Origin of the sequence: Cellulosimicrobium composti (genome assembly GCF_009711085.1) — a bacterium.
GTDB classification, from domain to species: domain Bacteria; phylum Actinomycetota; class Actinomycetes; order Actinomycetales; family Cellulomonadaceae; genus Cellulosimicrobium; species Cellulosimicrobium composti.
This window is the reverse complement of sequence record NZ_WMKA01000020.1, coordinates 12,679-29,136: the sequence shown is the minus strand read 5'-3', so window position 1 is coordinate 29,136 and position 16,458 is coordinate 12,679. Positions and strand designations below refer to the sequence as shown.

15 protein-coding genes and 1 riboswitch are annotated in these 16,458 nt (G+C 75.0%); of the genes, 5 read left to right on the top strand and 10 right to left on the bottom strand.

All coding sequences use genetic code 11. The features are described 5' to 3' along the window. Positions 1-67: 67 nt before the first annotated feature. Together purH and GJV82_RS10250 are read right to left on the bottom strand one after the other, a co-directional pair. On the bottom strand, positions 68-1,741 hold the full coding sequence (gene purH / locus GJV82_RS10255; protein WP_155099155.1) for a bifunctional phosphoribosylaminoimidazolecarboxamide formyltransferase/IMP cyclohydrolase: 1,674 nt from the start codon (positions 1,739-1,741) through the stop codon (positions 68-70). 61 nt (positions 1,742-1,802) lie between these two features. Then, positions 1,803-1,891: riboswitch (ZMP/ZTP riboswitch) on the bottom strand. Positions 1,892-1,895: 4 nt separating this feature from the next. Continuing rightward, positions 1,896-3,296, bottom strand: coding sequence for an MFS transporter (locus GJV82_RS10250; RefSeq protein WP_155099154.1), 1,401 nt, complete (start codon positions 3,294-3,296; stop codon positions 1,896-1,898). A 100-nt stretch (positions 3,297-3,396) separates the two neighbouring features. Between GJV82_RS10250 and GJV82_RS10245 the strand changes: the two genes are divergently transcribed. Beyond that, entirely contained in the window at positions 3,397-3,957 is a 561-nt protein-coding gene (locus GJV82_RS10245; protein ID WP_318657500.1) for an ArsR/SmtB family transcription factor, read from the top strand. A gap of 108 nt (positions 3,958-4,065) precedes the next feature. Here the strand turns inward: GJV82_RS10245 and purN are convergent, their stop codons facing one another. After that, complete coding sequence (gene purN, locus GJV82_RS10240) at positions 4,066-4,716, bottom strand: phosphoribosylglycinamide formyltransferase (protein ID WP_318657499.1); 651 nt, start codon at positions 4,714-4,716, stop codon at positions 4,066-4,068. Between the two features lie 149 nt (positions 4,717-4,865). Here purN and GJV82_RS10235 point away from each other — a divergent pair, with 149 nt between their 5' ends. Then, positions 4,866-5,471 (top strand): hypothetical protein, encoded by a 606-nt coding sequence (locus tag GJV82_RS10235; RefSeq protein ID WP_155099153.1) that lies wholly within the window; start codon positions 4,866-4,868, stop codon positions 5,469-5,471. A gap of 18 nt (positions 5,472-5,489) precedes the next feature. Here the strand turns inward: GJV82_RS10235 and GJV82_RS10230 are convergent, their stop codons facing one another. The 4 genes from GJV82_RS10230 to GJV82_RS10215 form a co-directional block, all read right to left on the bottom strand. Then, a complete protein-coding gene (locus tag GJV82_RS10230) occupies positions 5,490-6,737 on the bottom strand; it encodes a cell division protein PerM (protein ID WP_155099152.1) in 1,248 nt (415 codons plus the stop codon). A 259-nt stretch (positions 6,738-6,996) separates the two neighbouring features. Beyond that, a complete protein-coding gene (gene sucD, locus GJV82_RS10225) occupies positions 6,997-7,887 on the bottom strand; it encodes a succinate--CoA ligase subunit alpha (protein ID WP_024840415.1) in 891 nt (296 codons plus the stop codon). A gap of 37 nt (positions 7,888-7,924) precedes the next feature. Beyond that, positions 7,925-9,094, bottom strand: coding sequence for an ADP-forming succinate--CoA ligase subunit beta (sucC, locus tag GJV82_RS10220; RefSeq protein WP_318657498.1), 1,170 nt, complete (start codon positions 9,092-9,094; stop codon positions 7,925-7,927). A 190-nt stretch (positions 9,095-9,284) separates the two neighbouring features. Beyond that, positions 9,285-10,892, bottom strand: coding sequence for an OmpA family protein (locus tag GJV82_RS10215; protein ID WP_155099150.1), 1,608 nt, complete (start codon positions 10,890-10,892; stop codon positions 9,285-9,287). Positions 10,893-11,048: 156 nt separating this feature from the next. Here GJV82_RS10215 and GJV82_RS10210 point away from each other — a divergent pair, with 156 nt between their 5' ends. Together GJV82_RS10210 and GJV82_RS10205 are read left to right on the top strand one after the other, a co-directional pair. Further along, entirely contained in the window at positions 11,049-11,270 is a 222-nt protein-coding gene (locus GJV82_RS10210; RefSeq protein WP_024840412.1) for a helix-turn-helix domain-containing protein, read from the top strand. Between the two features lies 1 nt (position 11,271). Then, a complete protein-coding gene (locus GJV82_RS10205; protein WP_155099149.1) occupies positions 11,272-11,823 on the top strand; it encodes a Clp protease N-terminal domain-containing protein in 552 nt (183 codons plus the stop codon). A gap of 58 nt (positions 11,824-11,881) precedes the next feature. Here GJV82_RS10205 and GJV82_RS10200 read toward each other — a convergent pair whose 3' ends face one another. Then, on the bottom strand, positions 11,882-12,112 hold the full coding sequence (locus tag GJV82_RS10200) for a helix-turn-helix domain-containing protein (protein ID WP_155099148.1): 231 nt from the start codon (positions 12,110-12,112) through the stop codon (positions 11,882-11,884). Continuing rightward, positions 12,112-12,744: a hypothetical protein gene (locus GJV82_RS10195; protein WP_115942119.1), complete on the bottom strand. Its 633-nt coding sequence runs from the start codon at positions 12,742-12,744 to the stop codon at positions 12,112-12,114. Before GJV82_RS10195 ends, GJV82_RS10200 begins: the two co-directional genes overlap by 1 nt. 174 nt (positions 12,745-12,918) lie before the next feature. On the opposite strand from GJV82_RS10195, the gene GJV82_RS10190 reads away from it, so the two are divergent. Then, the gene (locus tag GJV82_RS10190; RefSeq protein WP_196217220.1) at positions 12,919-13,620 is read left to right on the top strand and encodes a DUF6518 family protein; all 702 of its coding nucleotides are present in this window, start codon (positions 12,919-12,921) and stop codon (positions 13,618-13,620) included. A 3-nt stretch (positions 13,621-13,623) separates the two neighbouring features. On the opposite strand, the gene pcrA is transcribed toward GJV82_RS10190, so the two are convergent. Continuing rightward, complete coding sequence (gene pcrA / locus GJV82_RS10185) at positions 13,624-16,401, bottom strand: DNA helicase PcrA (protein WP_155099147.1); 2,778 nt, start codon at positions 16,399-16,401, stop codon at positions 13,624-13,626. Positions 16,402-16,458 lie beyond the last annotated feature (57 nt).

The window sequence follows — 16,458 nt, the reverse complement described above, 5'->3', positions numbered from 1 at the left end:
CCACCGCCGAACATGTCGTTACGGCGCGTCCCGGGCGGGTGACGTGCCGCAACGACATGCTCGGCCGTCAGTGCGCGAAGTGGCGCGTTCCCGTGAAGTACATCGTCACGCCCGCCGCCCGCGCGGCCTCGATCACCTCGGCGTCACGGATGGAGCCTCCCGGCGCGACGACGGCGCGCACGCCGGCGTCGAGCAGGATCTGCAGGCCGTCCGCGAACGGGAAGAACGCGTCGGACGCCGCGACGGCGCCGCGGGCGCGCTCCTCGCCGTCGGCGAGGGTGTTGGCGCGCTCGACCGCGAGGCGGCACGAGTCGACCCGGTTGACCTGGCCCATGCCGACGCCGACGGCCGCGCCGTCGCGCGCGAGCAGGATCGCGTTGGACTTCGCGGCGCGGATCGCGCGCCAGGCGAACGCGAGGTCGGCGAGGGTCGCATCGTCCGCGGCGTCGCCCGTGACGAGCGTCCAGTGCTCAGGTGCGTCGCCGCCGGTGACGGTGCCGTCGGCGTCGGTCACGACGGCGTCGACCCGGTCGGCGCTCTGCACGAGGAGTCCGCCGCTGACGGGGCGCGTCTCGACGGCGGCCGTCGGCGGCGCGTCGACGACGAGGAGGCGGATGTTCTTCTTGGCCTGCAGCACCTCGAGCGCGTCGGGCTCGAACCCGGGCGCGACGACGACCTCGGTGAACACGGGCGCGATCTGCTCGGCGGCCGCCCTGGTCACCACGCGGTTCGCGGCGATCACGCCGCCGTACGCGGAGACGGGATCGGTCGCGTGGGCGCGCGCGTGGGCCTCGGCGACGTCGGCGCCGACGGCGATGCCGCACGGGTTGGCGTGCTTGATGATCGCGACGGCGGGCTCGTCGTGGTCGTGCGCGGCGCGCCACGCGGCGTCGGCGTCCACGTAGTTGTTGTAGCTCATGGCCTTGCCGTGGAGCTGCGTCGCCTGGGCGAGACCGGTCGCGCCGTGGCCGGCCGTGTAGAGCGCGGCACGCTGGTGCGGGTTCTCGCCGTAGCGCAGCACGTCGGCACGGTCCCACGTGGCGCCGATCCAGGCGGGGAAACCCGTGCTGACGGTCCCGCCGTCGGTCTCGACGGCGTCGGTGGGCGCGACGACGCTGCCCATCCACGACGCGACCGCGACGTCGTAGGTCGCGGTGTGGACGAACGCCGCGGCGGCGAGCGCCTTGCGCTGCGCGTAGGTGAAGCCGCCGGCCTGCACGGCCGCGACGACGTCGCCGTACCGCGCGGGGTCCACGACGACGGCGACGCTCGGGTGGTTCTTGGCCGCGGCGCGGACCATCGAGGGCCCGCCGATGTCGATCTGCTCGACGACCTCGTCCGGCCCCGCGCCCGAGGCGACGGTGGCCGCGAACGGGTAGAGGTTGACCACGACGAGCTCGAACGGCGCGATGCCGAGCTCGTCGAGCTGCGCGAGGTGGTCCGCCTTGCGCGAGTCCGCGAGGATCCCGGCGTGCACGCGCGGGTGCAGCGTCTTGACGCGGCCCTCGAGGCACTCGGGGAACCCGGTGAGGTCCTCGACCTTGGTCACGGGGACACCCGCGCCCGCGATGGTGGCGGCGGTCGAGCCGGTGGAGACGAGCTCGACGCCCGCGGCGTGGAGCGCCGTCGCGAGCTCGACGAGGCCGGTCTTGTCGTAGACGCTGAGGAGCGCGCGGCGCACGGGCCGCTGCGCGTCGTCGGCGAGCTGGACGTCGGGGGCGGAGGGCGCGGGATGGGACATGACGAGGGGCTCCTCTGGGTCGCGGTCGCTGCGACGGACCTGACCGTCGCGAGTGGCAGAACCCAGGCGCCCAGGCGGTCGACGCACCAGCAGGTAGATCCGGCCGCTCCCCGGTGGTCGTTCCCACCCTCGCCAGTCGCGGCCGCCGCCCAGTCTAGCGGCCCGGCCCCGACGACCCGGGCTCGTCCGGCGCGACGCCCGCCGTGGCTCCCGGCACCGCGCCCGACGCGGCGAGGGCGACGGCGTCGTCGGCCCAGGTGTCGGGCGTGCCGACCCGCCAGAGTGGCCGGACCGTGCTGACGACCGCGACGGTGACCACGAGGAGCCCCGCGAGCACCGCGAGCGCGGTCCCGAGACCGCACCGGTCGAGGAGTCCGCTGCCGACCAGCGGGACGAGCGGGCCCGCCGCGAGGCCGGTGAGCCCGAGCACGGACGAGAGCCGGCCCTGGAGCTGCGGCGGCGTGACGGCCGCGGCGTACCCGGACAGGCCCGCGTTCACCGCCGGGACGAGCAGGAGGGCGATCGGCAGCACCGCGAGGTAGGCGGCGTACGACTCCAGGACGGCCATGACGACGGCCCCCGCGGCGAGCACGCCGAGGGCCGCGACGACGAGCAGCCCGGCGCGCACCCTCGCGACGAGCCGCGGCGCGAGCACCGCCCCGACGAGCACGCCCACGCCGACCGCGAGATCGACGAGGCCGATGAGCAGCGGGGCCGTCCCCGTGCGCACGAGCTCGAGGTTGATGCCGACCATGAGTCCGCCGAACGCGACGTTGATGACGACGAACAGGCCGAGCAGCGCGCGGAACAGCGGCACGGACCACACGAAGCGCAGCCCTTCGCGCAGCGCCGCGACGGGCCGGGTGGTGCGCGCCGCCGCGACGTCGCCGTTGAGCGGCTCGCGCACGAGCCACGTGCACACCGCGGTCGCCGCGTGCCCGATCGCGGCCCCGGCGAGCGGGACGGCGTGCGCGACGGCGTAGAGCGCCCCGCCGATCGGTCCGGCGAGCAGGCTCGCCACCGCGTCCCTCCCCTGGACGGCCGCGAGCGCCGTCGGGAGCTGCGGCACCGGGACCACCGAGCGGAACGCGCCGCTCGTCGCCGGGTCCACGAGCGCGCCGACGACCGAGGCTCCGAACAGGACGGCGGCGAGGTGCCACGCGGAGAGCGACCCGGTGCCGGCGGCCACCGCGACGGTCGTCCAGAGCAGCGCCCCGACGGTCGCCGCGGCCACGACGAGGCGGCGGCGGTCCACGCGGTCCGCGACGACGCCGGCGGGCAACGTGGCCAGGAGCGCGCCCACCTGCCCGACGGCGGCCACCACCCCGGCCTGGACGACGGACCCGGTGAGGCCGTACGCCACGAGGGGCACGGCGAACAGCGCCACCCCGGCTCCGAGGGACTCCGCGGTCAGCCCGGTCATGAGCAGCAGGTACGACCGGTTGCGCAGGAGCGACGGCGGGGCGCCCGTGCCGGGGTCGAGGTCGCCAGAGGCGTCGGGCGCCGGTGGCGACGCGAGGGACGGACGGCTCTCGGCGGAGGGCGGGGTGGACATGGCGGCAACGTACATGCGCAACTCACGTTGCGCAATCTCCATTGCGCAACGTCGGGTGTGCACATGCCTCGCGCGCCGCTCGCGTTGCTAGCCTCGCCCTGTGCTCGACACCTTCCGCGTCCAGGACCCCGCGGCGCTGCGCGCGATCGCGCACCCCATGCGCCAGCGGATCCTCATGGAGCTCGCCGTCCTCGGGCACGCGCGCGCCGCGGACCTCGCCCGGGCCATCGGGGAGCCCGCGAACTCGGTGAGCTTCCACCTCCGGGTCCTCGCCCGGGCGGGGATGATCGTCGAGGCCCCCGAGCACGCCCGGGACCGGCGGGACCGCGTCTGGAAGAACGTCGCGGAGAGCTACACGGTCGAGCCCGGCACGCCGGACGCCGTGCGCCAGGTCGTGCGCCCCGCGCTCGCCTGGGTCGAGGAGACGCTGCGCCGCGGGAGCGGGACCGCCCCCCGGGAGGACCGCATCTTCGCGCTGAGCGCGCTCGTGCTCACGCCCGACCAGGCGTCGGCGATGACGCGAGAGATCGAGGAGCTCGTCGAGCGTTGGTCCGCGCGCTCGGTCGACGAGGGTCGCGCGAGCCCCGACGCGCCGCGCGAGACCTACCAGCTCCTCGCGGTGCTCGCGCCGCGCGACGCCGGCCCGCCCGCCGAGCGGTGAGATCGGCGCTTCCTCGCGAGATCGGCAGCCCGGACCGCCGATCACGGACGGACGTGCCGATCTCGGACGGACGTGCCGATCTCGGACGGACGTGCCGACCTCAGTCGGTCAGGACGCCCCGCCGAGCACGACGCGACGACCCTCGATGCGCATGCCCTCGCGTGCGACGCGGCCGACGGTCTCGACGAGCAGGGCCCGCTCGGCGACCTTGATGCGCTCGTGCAGCGACTCCTCGTCGTCGCCGTCCTCGACCGGGACCGCGACCTGGGCGACGATCGGGCCGGTGTCCACGCCGTCGTCGACCACGTGCACGGTGCACCCGGTGACGCGCACCCCGTACGCGAGGGCGTCACGGACCCCGTGCGCGCCCGGGAACGACGGCAGGAGCGCCGGGTGGGTGTTGATGGTGCGGCCCGCGAAGCGCCCGACGAACGCGGGCCCGAGGATCCGCATGAACCCGGCGAGGACGACGAGGTCCGGCCGGAAGACGTCGACGGCCTGCGCGACGGCCTCGTTCCACGCCGCCCGGTCGGCGAAGTCCCCGGGCGCGACGGTCACGGCGGCGACGCCCGCCCGGCGCGCGAGGTCGAGCCCGCCCGCGTCGGCCTTGTCGGAGACGACGCCGACGACGCGCGCGCCGTACGCCGCGTCGTCGTGCGCGGCGAGGATGGCCGCGAGGTTGCTGCCCGCGCCCGAGACGAGGACGACGACGCGGGCTGCGGAGGTGGACTCGACGGGGTGGCCGGACGGCGTCTGCACGGTGCTCCTGCGGGGCTTCGGTCGGGTGGGTCGGCGTCGGTGCGGCGCCGGGGCGCCGGTCGGGCGGGACGGGGCGGGCACCCTCCCGGGCACCCGGCGTCCGATGGGAGAATGTACCGCGAGCCGCCCGACCGACCGAGGAGCCGCCCGTGGGCAACCCGTACGCACCGCCCCGTCCCGACGCGCCGCAGCGGCCCCGCCCCGAGCCGCCGCAGCCGCCGGACGACGGCGCGCGTCCGGAACCGCCGGTCCCGCCGGGCGCCGGGCACGGCCCGTCCGGCCCCGTGCCCCCGCCCCCGCACGGCTCCCCCGCCGACCGCCGCCCGCCCGCACCGGAACCCGCGGAGCCGGACCCTGAGCTCGCCCGGCAGGCGACGCGGCGCACCCTGCACTTCGGCCTGCTCCTGCTCGCCGTGATCGTCGTGAGCACGATGCCGTTCCCGTGGCAGGCGGTGAGCCTCGCGCTCGCGCTCGGCGCGATCGTCGTGGGCGTCCGTGCGCTCCTGACCGTGTGGCGCGCGCGTGTGCGCGGCGCGCTCGTCCCGGCGCTCGGCATCGGCGTGGGGCTGTCGGCGATGCTCGCGCTGCAGATGGTCTCGACGCTCGTCACGTGGGACGTCGCGCTCGCCCACCAGCAGTGCCTCGACGGTGCGATCACGGTCGCCGCGGAGAAGCGCTGCGACATCGAGCGCACCCAGGCGCTCGAGGAGAAGCTCGCGCGCTGGTTCCCCGCGCCCGCGCCGACGTCGACCTGACCCGAGGGCGCCCCTCGCTCAGTCCTCGGTGCGGCGTCGCCCGAGGACGTCGAGCCTGGCGGCGAGCACCGCGAGCGCGGCGCCGCCGCCGATCTCGGCCGCGGCGAGCGCGCCCACGACGAGCGCGTCGGCCCCGACGACCTCGAGCCGGCCGGGCCCGACCGCGCCGCCCGCGAGCCAGCTCACGAGCCCGGCGAGCAGCCCGGCGCCGACCGCCGTGCCCGTGACGGCGAGGCACACGTCGAGCCAGGGCACGTCGTCGTCGGGGTGGGTGCCCGTGGCGTCGCGCAGCCGACGCTGCACGAAGAGCCCGGCGACCACCCCGAGCGCCACGACGACGGCCGGCACCCACGGTGTCAGGGGGTTCGTCCAGTCGTCGCCGGGCAGCGCCCCGAGGAGCGGGATCGCGGGCAGCGCGCCGGGCTGAGAGCCTGTCGGCGCGAACGTGCTTCCCTCGCCGACGGCGAAGCCCGGCCCGACGAGCCAGGCCCCCGCCCACGCGACGAGGTTGGGCAGCACGGCGAGCTGCGCGACCGCGAGCACGATCCCCCCGATCGTCCCGGGCACGAGGCCGGCGACGATGTCCGCGGACGTCGCGCGCCCCGCCACGAGCCAGGCCCCGACCACGACGGCGGACACGCCCGCGAGGAGGCTCGTGCCGAGCAGTCCGCCGCGGAGCCCGAGCCGCAGCGAGGGCGGCACCCAGCGGTCCAGCCGCTGCGTGAGGTCACCGACGAGCGGGGCGTCCGGGCGTGCGAGGATCCCCGCCCCGAGTCCGAGCCCGCCCACGAGCGCGCCGCCCGCGACCGCGACCCCGAGACCCCACGGCGGCGTCGAGCCGGCGAGGAGCGCGACGCCCAGCGTCGCGAGCACGTACGTCGCCGTCCCGGCGGCCCACGCGGCGGTCGAGGTGTACGCGGACCGGCGCGCGGACGCGAAGCAGCAGAACAGGGCGAGCGCGGTGAGGCCGAGCGGGACGAGCGTGACGGTCGTGCCGCTCGCGACGAGCGGGACCCCGTGGCCGAGCAGCCAGAAGCCCGCGGCGATCGTCACCGACTGGCCCCACCCGCTGCCCTCCGACGTCCCGTTCGACGAGCCGAGGAAGGCCACGACGCCCGGCAGGACGACGACCGCGAGGGACAGCACGAACGCCTGCAGCGCGGCGAGCACCCCGGAGGGACCGCGCCGGACCACCACCGGTGCTGGTGCCGGGCTGCCGTCCACGGTGCGCGTGCGCGCACCACGCGTCGTGCTGGTGGTGCTCATGGTGCCTATCGTCGTCGATCGGGAGGTCGGTTCGTGACATTCGCCCCGGCGCGCCAGACTACCCGCGCCCCGCGATGCCCCCGCGCCGGGCGCTGCGCACCCGTGGCCGTGGCCACGACGCCAGGGGGCCACGACGCCAAGGGCCACGACGCCGGGGTCGGCGACGCCGTGCCGGACGCACGACGCCCCGCGACCCGAGGGTCGCGGGGCGTCGGGTGCGGGTGGCGCTGGCGTCACGTTCCGGCCGCGGACCCCGGTGTCAGGCGAGGACCTCGCGCAGGAGCGCGGCGGTCTCGGACGGCGTCTTGCCGACCTTCACGCCGACGGCCTCCAGGGCCTCCTTCTTCGCCTGGGCGGTGCCCGCCGAGCCGGAGACGATGGCGCCGGCGTGGCCCATCGTCTTGCCCTCGGGCGCGGTGAAGCCCGCGACGTAGCCGACGACCGGCTTCGTGACGTGCTCCTTGATGTAGGCCGCGGCACGCTCCTCGGCGTCGCCGCCGATCTCGCCGATCATGACGATCGCCTTGGTCTCGGGGTCGTTCTCGAACGCCTCGAGCGCGTCGATGTGCGTGGTGCCGACGATCGGGTCGCCGCCGATGCCGATGGCGGTCGAGAACCCGAGGTCCTTGAGCTCGTACATCATCTGGTAGGTCAGCGTGCCCGACTTGGACACGAGACCGACCGGGCCCTTGCCCGTGATGGTGTGCGGGGTGATGCCGGCGAGCGACTCGCCCGGCGTGATGATGCCGGGGCAGTTCGGGCCGATCATGCGCGTCTTCTTGCCCTGGAGGTAGGCCCAGACCTCGGCCGTGTCCTGGACGGGCACGCCCTCGGTGATGACGACGATGAGCGGCATCTCGGCGTCGATCGCCTCGATCGCGGCGTCCTTGGTGAACGCCGGCGGGACGAACAGGACGGACACGTTCGCGCCCGTCTCGGCCATCGCCTCGGCGACGGTGCCGAACACGGGCAGCGTGACGTCGTTGCCCTCGTGGTCCTTGTGCGTGACGGTCGTGCCGGCCTTGCGCGCGTTGACGCCGCCGACGATCTGCGCGCCCGAGTCGAGCATGAGGGCGGTGTGCTTGGCACCCATCCCGCCGGTGATGCCCTGGACGATGATCTTGGAGTCGGAGTTCAGGTAGATCGACATGGTGTTCTCTGTCTCAGCTTTCCGCGTCTTCGGGCGATCAGGCGTTGGCCAGCTCGGCAGCCTTGTCGGCCCCGCCGTCCATGGTCTCGGCGAGGGTCACGAGCGGGTGGTTCGCCTCGCGCAGGATCGCGCGGCCGAGGTCCACGTTGTTGCCGTCGAGACGCACGACGAGCGGCTTCGAGGCCTCGTCGCCGAGGATCTCGAGCGCGCCGACGATGCCCTTGGCGACCTCGTCGCACGCGGTGATGCCGCCGAAGACGTTGACGAACACCGACTTGACCTGCGGGTCGCCCAGGATGACGTCCAGGCCGTTCGCCATGACCTGCGCGTTGGCGCCGCCGCCGATGTCGAGGAAGTTGGCGGGCTTCACGCCGCCGTGCTTCTCGCCCGCGTACGCGACGACGTCGAGCGTGCTCATGACGAGCCCGGCGCCGTTGCCGATGATGCCGACCTCGCCGTCGAGCTTGACGTAGTTGAGGCCGTTCGCCTTCGCCTTGGCCTCGAGCGGGTCGGTCGACTCCTTGTCCTCGAGCGCGGCGTGGTCGGGGTGCCGGACCTCCGACGCGTTGTCGTCGAGCGTGACCTTGCCGTCGAGCGCGACGATCGAGCCGTCCTCGGTGCGGACGAGCGGGTTCACCTCGACGAGCGTCGCGTCCTCGGCCGTGAACACGGTCCACAGCTTCTGGACGACCGCCGCGACCGGCGCCTTGAGCTCCTCGGCGAAGCCCGCCGCGTCGACGATCTCGCGCGCCTTGGCCTCGTCGATGCCGACGATCGGGTCCACCGCGACCTTCGCGAGCGCCTCGGGACGCTCGACCGCGAGCTGCTCGATCTCCATGCCGCCCTCGACGGAGCACATGGCGAGGTAGTTGCGGTTCGAGCGGTCCAGCAGCACCGAGAAGTAGAACTCCTCGGCGATCTTGGCGCCCTGCGCGATCATCACGCGGTGGACCGTGTGGCCCTTGATGTCCATGCCGAGGATCTCGGACGCCTTCTCGGCGGCCTCCTCGGGCGAGTGGGCGAGCTTGACGCCGCCGGCCTTGCCGCGGCCGCCGGTCTTCACCTGGGCCTTGACGACCACGGTGCCGCCGCCGAGCTTCTCGGCGCCCGCGCGGGCCTCCTCGGGCGTCGTCGCGACGACCCCGCCCAGCACGGGCACGCCGTGCTTCTCGAAGATGTCGCGCGCCTGGTATTCGAACAGGTCCACCCTGCTGCGTCCTTCCGTCTGATGCGCCGTGTGCGGCATGACCGATGTCTCGACATCAAGACATCCCCCTACAGGGTAGCCCGCGAAGCCGAGCGCTCCTATCGCGGGCCGACCCCCGGCCGCCGACGACGCGTGTTTCGTTCGTCACGCGGCGGCAGCGCTCCGGGCACGGCGCGCGCCCCGCGGGGGCTCAGCCCGAGACCGGGACGTCCACGAACCGGATGGGCGTGCTGCCGTCCGTGACGGACGTCGACCCCTCGGGCACGTCGACGACGACCGTGTCGGAGCCCCGGTCGGGCCAGACCACGCTGACGACCGACGTCGTCCCCGACGCCAGCGAGCCGACCGCGGCGTCCGCGAGGACGTTCCGGGCCGAGATCTCGTAGAGGTCCTCGTCGACGAGGTAGTCCACGGGATAGACCCGCACCCCGCCGTCGAGCAGGGTCACGTTGCTCGCGCCGAGCAGGCCCAGGCCGAGGTCGCCCCGGCCGTCGCGGACGGAGCCGAGGACGCTGACGAAGGACGCCTGCTCGGCGCCGTCGTTGCGCACGGCGAGCTCGCCCACGAGGTATCCGCCGACGCGCCGCACCCCGCGCAGCTCGACGTGCAGGCGCTGCACCCCGCCGACGCCGTCGCCGTGCAGGACGACGGCGCCGCCCAGGCCCTCGATCGTCGGGCCCTCGGCCGGGACGAGCCCGTCGCCCGCGGGCGCCTGGACCGTCGCGGCGTCCGTGGCGGGCGTGAACTCGACGGTCACGCGGCGGTTGAGCGCGCGCGCCTCCTCGGTCGCCTCCGTCGTGAGGGGCTCGCTCTCGCCCCGTCCCTCGACCCGGACGTCGAACCGCCCCAGGTCGGCGATCTCGGCCAACCGGTCCGCGACGGCCCGCGCGCGCCGCTCCGAGAGCTCCTGGTTCGCGGCCTCCTCGCCCTGGTCGTCGGTGTGCCCGACGACGACGAGCTCGCCGTCGGCCGCGAGCGCGAGCTGCGCGACGACCGCGTCGAGCGCCTCGTCCGCGCCTGGGCCGATCACGGCGGAGTCGACGTCGAAGAGGACGTCGGAGTCGACCACGACGCTGACCACGTCGTGCGCGTCGCGCGTGCGCACGGCGTCGCCGGCCGTGGTGCTGAACGTCTCGAGGTAGGCGGAGGGCGCGACGACGCCCGCGAGGTCACCCGACGAGAGCTCCGCGACCGGGACGGTCAGGCCGTCCGCGTCCGCCGCCTCGACGACGGGCACGTCCTCGACCAGGCCGACGGCCGGGACGAGCACCGAGGTGGTGGCCGTGGGCGGGGCGTCGAACGCGACGTGCCCGACGACGGGCTCACGGCCGGGCGAGAGCATGTACTCCTCGCCCATCGACGCGAGCGCGGCCCCGTCCGCGGTCCGTGCCGCCTCCCGCACGACGCCGGCCTCCAGGTCGACGAGCCGCACGCCGTCGAACGAGTCCTCCTGGGTGAGCGCCCGGTTGGCGAACACGAACCCGGCCATGACCGCCTCGTCGCCGCCGGTGGCCTCGACCTCGACCCGGAGCACCGCGAGGTCGCCGTCCACGGCGACCGGCCCGACCCTCGCCTCGACGTCGACGCCGCGCACGTGGCCCTCGACCACGACCGGCGTGGGGTCCGTGGACCGGGCGGGCGCCACCGCGCCCTCTGCCGCCGACGTCTCGCCGCCGTCCCCCTCGGGGCTGGTCGTCGTCCCGCACCCGGCGACGAGCGTCGCCGCCGTCGCGCACGCCGTGAGCGCCAGGAGCGCGCGTCGTGCGCGTCCCCCGGGCGCGTCGGACCGCTGCTGCATCGTGTCCTCTTCCGTGGTCGTCGGTGTGCCCCTGCGCCCTCGGACGCCGGCGCGGCGCCACGACCCTAGTGGACCGCGCGCGCCGTCCGGGACCGCCCGACGCCTGCCGTCAACACAGGTTGACACGTCGGGTGTCGTCAACCTAGATTGACAGCCATGGAACCCGTCGACATGGACGCCGCGAGCAGCACCGACCCGGACGTGGGTCTGCGCGCCGTGCGGTCGCTGCGCGTGCTCGCCGAGCGCCTCGAGGCGCTGCAGGTCGAGAACGCGCGCTCGCTGGGCTGGTCGTGGCAGGAGATCGCGGACCGGCTCGGCGTGACCCGCCAGGCCGTGCACAAGAAGTACGCGGCGTCCCGTAGCACCAGGAGGTCATGACATGTTCGAACGCTTCTCCGGCGACGCGCGGGCGACGGTCGTCGAGGCCCAGACGCACGCGCGCGAGCGCGGCGACGACGCCATCGACGCCGTCCACCTGCTCCTCGCCCTCGCCCACCAGCCGGGCGGCGTCGCCGCGAGCGCCTTCGCCGCCGTCGGGGTCACGCCCGACGCGGTCGACCGGCACGCCGCCGCACTTGGAGCCCGCGACGACCTCGACGGCCCCGCGCTCGCGTCGCTCGGGATCGACCTCGACGCGGTCCGCGCGCGGACGGACGCCGCGTTCGGCGCGGGCGCGCTCGACCGGCGCCGGCACACCCGTCGCGGGCACCTGCCGTTCACGAAGGAGGCGAAGAAGACGCTCGAGCTCTCGCTGCGCGAGGCGGTCCGCGTGGGCTCGCGGTCCATCGACTCCGGCCACGTGCTCCTCGCCCTCGTCCGCGTGGACGGGACGACGGCGCACCGCACCCTGGTCGCGGTGCTCGCCGAGGCGGGCAGCGACCTCGACGGCCTGCGCACCGCGCTCGCGACGGAGCACCGCGCCGCGTCCTGAGCCCGAGCCTCGCCCCCCCTCCCCCGGGGACGCGCGAGGCCCGTGCGAGGGACCGGCGCTACGCGCGCGGTCGCAAGACCAGCAGGTCGCCGATCTCGCAGCCGAGCGCGTCGCAGATCGCGGTCAGGGTCGAGAAGCGGACGGCCCGCGCGCGGTCGTTCTTGAGCACCGAGAGGTTCACGACCGTGACGCCGACGAGCTCGGCCAGCCGGCTGAGCGTCATGCCGCGCTCCTCGAGGAGCTCGTCGAGCCGGCAATGGACCCGGCCGACCTCCTCCTCGGGCGGCATCAGACGAGCCCCTCGGTCTCGCGCTGGACCCGCTCCCCCACGCGCATCGCACCCGCGACCGCTCCGAGCGCGATCGCGACGAGCAGGAGCCCGAGGGGGAACGACGCCACGAACACGGCGCCGGGGTCCGCTTCCGCCCCGCCGAGGGCGGCGCGCGCCGCGTCGCCGACGGCCGTCGTCGCGCCGACCTGGACGAGCCACGCCACGATCAGCGCGACGCACGACACGAGCACGAGCCGCGTGGTCCCGGCCGTGAACGCCGCCCCGCGCACCACGCGCCGGCAGAACAGCGCGAGGCACACCGCGGTGACGCCGTACGCCGCGGGCACGAGCACCGCCTCGAGCAGCGCGACGCCCGTCGCGAGGCCGGGCAGGTGCGGCACCTCGACGACGACCGATCCCGCCGTGGCCGGGACGTCCGCGCCGCCCGGCCCGAGGGGTGCGCGCAGCGTCTCGTCGCCCGTGAGCTCGACCCGCACCGGGACGGGCCCGGCCCCGAGGAGCTCGGCGACGCGCCGCACCACGGCGACGACGGAGCCGACGACGACGAGCGCGGCGACGACGTACGTCACCACGACGTCGGTCCGGTCGAGCTCGACGAACGAGAAGCGCTGGCGTTCGGTGGCGGGCACCGTTCCTCCTGGGGTCGCTGACCGTCGCGTATCGACGATCGATAACATCGAGAAACGATAACAACGATGATCGATATGCGCGACCCTCGACCCCGACCACGGGTGGACGCTCGTGCGCCCCGGGTCGGGCGACGGTCGGACGACGGCGCTCGTGCGGCGACCTAGCGTGGCTCCGTGCCCGCCACCGAACCCGCCGCCCGCACGGCATCCGCCGCCCTCCCCTCGTCCGCGCCGAGCCGACCCGTACCGGCCGACGGAGCGGCCCGCACCGCGGTGCGCGCCCTCGTCGTCGTCGCCGCGTCGTTCCTGCTGGGCGGCCTCACGTCGTACGCGCAGGGCTTCCTGCCGGACGCCGCGAGCCCGTTCGCCAACTCGTCGAGCGGGTGGACCGTGCTCACGGTGCTGCTCGTGGCGTGGTTCGCGGGCGCACCCCGCGCCCGGACGTGGCACGCCGCGGTGCTCGGGGCCGCGAGCTTCGTGCTCCTCGTGCTCGGGTACACCGTGGCCGCCGACCTCCGCGGCTTCGTGTACCACCCGCTGCTGTTCGGGCTGGTCGGCGTCGTCGCGGGCCCGTTCGTCGGCGTCGCCGCGGCGTGGCTGCGGACCCAGGGCGTGCGCGCCGCCCTCGCGACGGCGCTCCTCGCCGGGATCGGGGTCGGCGAGGGCACGTACGGCCTCCTGACCGTCGCCGAGCACACCGGCGCGACCTACTGGGTGGTCGCCGGCGTCGCGTCGCTCGTCCTGCTCGCCGCGATGCTCGCGCGCCGCGTCCGCGGCACGTGGCCGGTCGTCGTCACCGTCGCGGGCACGGCCGTGGTCGCGGGCGCGTTCTACTCCGCCTACATCTGGCTCGGCACCGTCGGCAGCCTCGGCTGAGCGTCAGAGCTTGGTGACGGGCGAGTACCGCAGCAGCAGCCGCTTCGTCCCGTCCGCACCGAAGTCGATCTTCGCCACGGCGTTCGGCCCGGCGCCCTCGAGCGCGACGACCGTCCCGAGCCCGTACGCGTCGTGCGTCACCTTGTCCCCGACGGCGAGGCTCGGCACGTCCCCGTCGGGCCGCGGCGTCGCCGACCCGAACGTCGCCCCTCCGGACGCCGAGCCGAAGGGAGAGCGCGAGGAGGGGGTCGACGCCGGGTCGCGGCGGGCCTGGCGCGAGGAGCCCGAGGAACGGGGGCCGCGAGGGGCAGATCCGTCGCCGGCGGCACCTGCCCGCGACCCCGACCACGACCCGGACCGCGCACCGGACCACGAGCCCGAACCCGAGCCGCGACCCCAGACCGACCCGCCCGCGCGCAGCGTCGCCATCGACGACTCGCGCCGCCGCCAGTCCCACAGCTCCTCGGGGATCTCCTCGAGGAACCGGCTGGGCGGGAACTCGTTCGCCATGCCCCACGCCGAGCGCACCGCGGACCGCGAGACGTAGAGCCGCTCTCGTGCGCGGGTGATGCCCACGTAGGCGAGGCGACGCTCCTCGGCCAGCTCGGCGTCGTCGTGCAGGGACCGCATGTGCGGGAACGTGCCGTCCTCCATGCCGGTGAGGAACACGACGGGGAACTCGAGGCCCTTGGCGGTGTGGAGCGTCATGAGCGTGACGACCCCCGGGTCCTCCTTCTCCTCGGCCTCGCTCGCGCCGTCGGCGACGTCCTCGGCCGGGATCTGGTCGGCGTCCGCGACGAGGGACACGCGCTCGAGGAAGTCGGACAGCGTGCCCTCCGGCTCGAGCTCGCTGAACTCGGTCGCGACGGCGTGGAGCTCCGCGAGGTTCTCGACGCGCGTCGCGTCCTGCGGGTCGTCGCTCGCGCGCAGCTCGGCGAGGTAGCCCGTGCGGTCGAGGACGGCGCCGAGGATCTCGGACGGGCTCGCGCCGGAGTCCGCGAGCTCGCGCAGCCCCGTCATGAGCTCCGCGAAGGCCCGCAGCGGGTTGAGCGTGCGGTTCGTCAGGCCGGGGATCTCGTCGATGCGGGCGAGCGCCGCGCCGAACGAGATGCGCTCGCGGTCCGCGAGCGCCGCGACCGCGCCCTCCGCGCGGTCGCCGAGCCCGCGCTTGGGGACGTTGAGCACGCGGCGCAGGTTGACGTCGTCGTCGAGGTTGTCGATCGCCCGCAGGTACGCGACGGCGTCCTTGACCTCGCGCCGCTCGTAGAAGCGCGTGCCGCCCACGACCTTGTACGGGAGGCCGACGCGGATGAGCACCTCCTCGAGCGCGCGGGACTGCGCGTTGGTGCGGTAGAACACCGCGACGTCGCCGGGGCGCACGCCCTCGGTGTCGCCGAGGCGGTCGATCTCCTCCGCGACGAACCGCGCCTCCTCGTGCTCGTTGTCCGCGACGTAGCCGATGACCTTCGCGCCCGCGCCCGAGTCGGTCCACAGGCGCTTGGGCTTGCGGTCGGGGTTGCGCGAGATGACGGCGTTGGCGGCCGAGAGGATGTTCTGGGTCGAGCGGTAGTTCTGCTCGAGCAGGATGGTGCGGGCGTCCGGGTAGTCGGCCTCGAACTCGAGGATGTTGCGGATCGTCGCGCCGCGGAACGCGTAGATCGACTGGTCGGCGTCGCCGACGACGGTGAGCTCGGCCGGGTCGAGCGCCGGGACCTGCGCCTCGCCCGTGCCGCTCGTCGCGGCGTCGGTCGCCGCGGAGTCCTCGCCCACGCCCGCGAGCTCGCGCACGAGCACGTACTGGGCGTGGTTGGTGTCCTGGTACTCGTCGACGAGCACGTGGCGGAACCGGCGGCGGTAGTGCTCGGCGACCGCGGGGAACGCCTGGAGCAGGTTGACCGTGGTCATGATGATGTCGTCGAAGTCGAGCGCGCTGGCCGCGACGAGACGGGCCTGGTAGCGGGTGTAGACGTCGGCGAGCACCTGGTCGAACTCGGGCACGGCAGCGCCGTGCTGACCGGCCCGTGCTGCGAGACCGTCGTCCGTCGCGTGGGCGCCGGAGTCGCGCGCGTAGGTCTCGGGGTCGATGAGCTCGTTCTTGAGGTCCGAGATCTTGTTGGCGAGCGACCGTGCCGGGTACTTCTTCGGGTCCAGGTCGAGCTCGCGCGTGACGAGGGTGATGAGCCGCTGGGAGTCCGCGGCGTCGTAGATGGAGAAGCTCGACCGCAGGCCGAGCGTCTTGGCCTCGCGCCGCAGGATGCGCACGCACGCCGAGTGGAACGTCGAGACCCACATGTTGCGCGCCGACGGCCCGACGAGCGCCTCGACGCGCTCGCGCATCTCCGCCGCGGCCTTGTTGGTGAACGTGATCGCGAGGATCTGGCCCGCGCGCGCCCGGCCCGTGGCGAGCAGGTGCGCGATGCGGTGCGTGAGCACGCGCGTCTTGCCCGACCCGGCGCCCGCGACGATGAGCAGCGGCCCGCCCGCGTGCACGACGGCCTCGCGCTGCTGCGGGTTGAGCCCGTCGAGCAGCGCGTCGGGGTCGAGGTGGGCGTACCTGCCGCGTCGCTCCCCCGTGCCCGACGGCGCGCCGTCGCCCGGCGCGGTCGTCCCGCCCGCCGCGGCGTCCCCGACCGGCGAGCCCGCGCCGTCGGGCACGGCCGGGTCGTCGGTCCAGCGCGGCGCGGTCCGCGGGAGGCGGGACTCGCCGCCGTGGTCGACGCGCGGGCCGTCGAACAGCGTGTCGAGGCCGGGCAGCGGGAGGTTCTCGAAGAGCGAAGCCATAGCCCCTCCAGCCTAGGCGCCCGCGCCCACACCCGGCGCCGATCGGCCGATGAGTCG